Here is a 3432-nt window from a genome sequence, read left to right as displayed (position 1 = left end):
TGGGACGATCATTTGGTGGAGTAGAAAGGGCATCAAGACAAATCAAGAACAATTTTGAGCTTAGCGTCTAGGTTGGCGATATCAATTGTTGAGAGCTTACCAATCAGCCCTTTTGCCAGCAATCTATCCAAAGTTGCGATTTTATTTGTCCGCACGAGTGATGGCTTTTTCAATCCGTTTGCGATGTTCGGGGCAAGTAGCATATCCGTAGGCTCGCTCCACGCAGTTTGCGTAGTAGTGAAGCACACGGTCAAGTCTAAACTTGTCTCGGCAAGCACCACCGCTGGACGCAGCTTGCTGCCACTCAAATTGGTGAAGGGAAAAGTAATGAGTAATACATCGCCCTTAGCCATTAAATACTTCGATTAAGTCAGCCTCGGAATACAACTCTTCCTCATCATCAAGGAAGTCAAAAACCTGACTTCCCATCGCCAATTTTCGCATATCTTCGCCTAATTGTGTTTCTTCATATCGCTTTGATACAAAATCGGCGAAAGTTGAAATTTCCTCCGCTTTATCGGCCGGTAGCCGATTGATTGCGCTTATTGTACGCTCTATAATTTTTTGCTTGTTCATAGTCTAGCAGATTAAGCCCAAATATAGTCATTTTACTATATCATCCAGCTATCAGCCAGCCCCCAATGAACATCCCAAATCCAATCATCGCCGCCCCAACCCAACCACCAAGATAGGCTTTGTCCAACTCCTCTTGGGACATAGGACTAAACGATGAAAGGGCTTTGGCAACTATGAAGAACATCAGCCCAAAGATCATCGTGATTGTCAGGACTATTCCCGCAAAATTTTCCTTACTACCATAGCGATCCACACCTCGTTGCGAGACATGAATAGGCATCTGCTCCGGGAGATAATCCCGGAGCAGAAAGAACGCCAGGATCGGTGAAGCTAAAATTAGCCAAGCCAAATACTTCATAAGAAAATCAGAAAAATCGTCAATCATTTTCCGACATCACCCAAGCACCAGACAACATCACCCGACGGATGTTACGGAGAGTGGCGATCCCTTTGAGCGGATTCCCCTCGACCAATATAAAGTCCGCCCGTTTATTTTTCTGAATGGTTCCGAGCCGATCCAGTATTCCAAAAAAAGCGGCGTTGTCGAGCGTAGCCGCCTTGATGATTTTTAAAGGCTCCATACCTAATTTCTCAAAGAGTTCCATCTCGTGATGAAACGCCCAACCCGTTTCGGCGTACTTGACTCTTGAGTGCGAACCCACAACGACACTGACACCCAGATCGTGAAGTTTTTTGGTATAGCCAGTCATGTGCTGAAAAGCCTCTTGCCGCAGCGTGTCCAGGTCGTTCCCAGAAGGTTGATACTCAAAGGCACCCAATGTGGGGCAGACGAATACATTACGCTGCGCGAGAAAACTACCCAGCTTTTCGGCTGATTCACCGTTGGGGTCAATAGTTTGCCACATGTCATACCGGCCCTGGCGCCGGGCGTTATTGTCTTGCAAAATCTGCTGTTTGTAGGCTTCGGCTTGGGGGGCGGGTACCAAGTTGGTGCCCAATGAAGTGATGTGTTCAATGCCATCGAGACCCGCAGCTACGGTTTCATAAATGTCACTAATCTCCAAGTGAGCCGTTACGGGAATACCCCGCGCGTCGGCGGCGGCACATACCGCGCGAATAATTTCCTGCGAACAGCGAAAGTAGATTTTGATCGCCGAAGCGCCTTGGTTAGCGAATTTGTCGACTGCCATTTTAGCCTCTGAAATATCCCTGACGACAAACGAATTTTCGGGATAAGCCGGATGAAACATGTCAATATGCGGCCCCGTCAGATACAATCTGGGCAGGGCCATGCCCGTGGCCCGAACTGCATCGTAGTCTTCGATCCAGGCACCAGGATCACGCATGGACGTGATGCCATTTTTTAGAAAAAGCGCGGGCAGGGAATCCAGGCGATTGAGGTGAAAATGGGCGTCGATAAGTCCGGGAAGCAGCGTCATGCCGCTGGCCTCTATCACCTCGGCCCCGTCGGGTACGGCTACTTCCCCGAATTTGCCCACCGCCTCAATCGTAGTATCGGAAACTACCACGCAGCCGTCTTCGATCACCGTCGTGCCATCGCCAACAATGACCCGGCAATGCACGATGGCTTTAGTACCCACTCCTGAAATGATGGCACTTTCGTTGACCGCCCGTATTTCCGCTTTTCCGTGGTTTGAAGTGTTTGTGTCATTGTCATTTGAGCAAGAGAGGCATGCCAGCATTATCAGGCAGGCGAAAGTACCTCTAAGGGTAATTGTGTACGGATGGGCTGAGAGCATAAGGGTAGAGGAAAACAATTATTGATGGATAAAACTGGTAACGAATTTTGTCAACAATGCCAGAATGATACGATTTTTTTGAATCGGATAACAAAAAATCAGCAAGCGGATTAAATATACGATCGCCTGTTTTCTAAAAATATCCATTATGCCAAACTCCTAAGTGTTGCCTTTTTACCTAAGTTTACCGCTTGAATTACCAAAGGTTATACTAATCAAACTACATGAAGAAAAACATTACGCTCATCAATTGGGGCCTGGTCACAGTGGCAGCCATAGCTTCTTTCCTTGCCGGATATGACCTTATTGCCATTCCCGAAGCTGCGCTGTTGACACTGCGGTGGCTGGCCATCGCCGGGCTGCTGGTGTACGCCTTTATTAAGCGCAACCTCACGACCTCCATTTTGGTGGCGATGGTCGTTGGCGTCGAGATCGGCTACGACTTCCCGGAGGTTGGCATAGGCCTGCACTTCCTGCGGCAGATTTTCCTGAAAATGATCAAGACGATCATTGCGCCGCTGCTATTCGCGACACTGGTGGCGGGTATCGCCGGGCATTCCGACCTGAAACAGGTGGGCCGCATGGGTTGGAAATCGCTGGTGTATTTCGAGATCGTGACGACCATTGCGCTATTCATCGGACTGTTCTTTGCTAACTGGTTTGAGCCGGGTGCGGGCATTGTGGCCCCGACGGATATGGCGGGTACTTTGCCCGTAGTGGAGCCGCAGACCTGGCAGGAAATAATCGTCCATGTCTTCCCTGAAAACCTGGCCAAATCCATTTACGAAGGTGAGGTGCTGCAAGTGGTAGTTTTCAGCGTGATTTTCGGCGTGGCGTTGGCGATGCTGCCCGCGGTGCAAAAAGACAAGGTAGTTTCGGGCGTCGAACTGCTGGCCGAGGTAATGTTCAAATTTACCAACATCGTCATGCTCTTCGCGCCCATCGGGGTAGGGGCGGCCATCGCCGAAACCGTCGGCCACATGGGCATCGACGTGCTGCAAAACCTGGCGATGCTGCTCGTGACACTCTACTGCGCCCTAATCGCTTTCATTCTGCTGGTGCTGGTGCCCGTGGCGCTGATCGCCAAGGTACCGATCATCAAGTTCGCCAAGCAGATCGCCGAACCCGTGTCGAT

The 3432-nt window shown here is 49.9% G+C and carries 5 protein-coding genes; 1 reads left to right on the top strand and 4 read right to left on the bottom strand.

Features of this window, described 5'->3' with window-relative positions:
- Nucleotides 1–32: 32 nt before the first annotated feature.
- From ACEW8P_RS07895 to ACEW8P_RS07880, 4 genes are read right to left on the bottom strand one after another with little or no spacing between them, the layout of a single operon-like run.
- Entirely contained in the window at nt 33–353 is a 321-nt protein-coding gene (locus ACEW8P_RS07895) for a type II toxin-antitoxin system PemK/MazF family toxin (protein WP_373512547.1), read from the bottom strand.
- Nucleotides 346–576, bottom strand: a complete 231-nt coding sequence (locus ACEW8P_RS07890; RefSeq protein ID WP_373512546.1) for a hypothetical protein — start codon at nt 574–576, stop codon at nt 346–348. Before ACEW8P_RS07890 ends, ACEW8P_RS07895 begins: the two co-directional genes overlap by 8 nt.
- Before the next feature lie 40 nt (nt 577–616).
- Complete coding sequence (locus ACEW8P_RS07885) at nt 617–961, bottom strand: DUF1648 domain-containing protein (RefSeq protein ID WP_373512545.1); 345 nt, start codon at nt 959–961, stop codon at nt 617–619.
- On the bottom strand, nt 954–2240 hold the full coding sequence (locus ACEW8P_RS07880; protein ID WP_373512544.1) for an amidohydrolase family protein: 1287 nt from the start codon (nt 2238–2240) through the stop codon (nt 954–956). The genes ACEW8P_RS07885 and ACEW8P_RS07880 overlap by 8 nt, the downstream gene beginning before the upstream one ends.
- A gap of 281 nt (nt 2241–2521) precedes the next feature.
- On the opposite strand from ACEW8P_RS07880, the gene ACEW8P_RS07875 reads away from it, so the two are divergent.
- Nucleotides 2522–3432 (top strand): dicarboxylate/amino acid:cation symporter (locus ACEW8P_RS07875; protein ID WP_373512543.1); only part of this gene is annotated, 911 nt, incomplete at its 3' end.

The organism is Persicitalea sp. (genome assembly GCF_041751555.1).
Taxonomy (GTDB): domain Bacteria; phylum Bacteroidota; class Bacteroidia; order Cytophagales; family Spirosomataceae; genus Persicitalea.
This window is presented reverse-complemented; position numbering and strand designations above follow the sequence as displayed.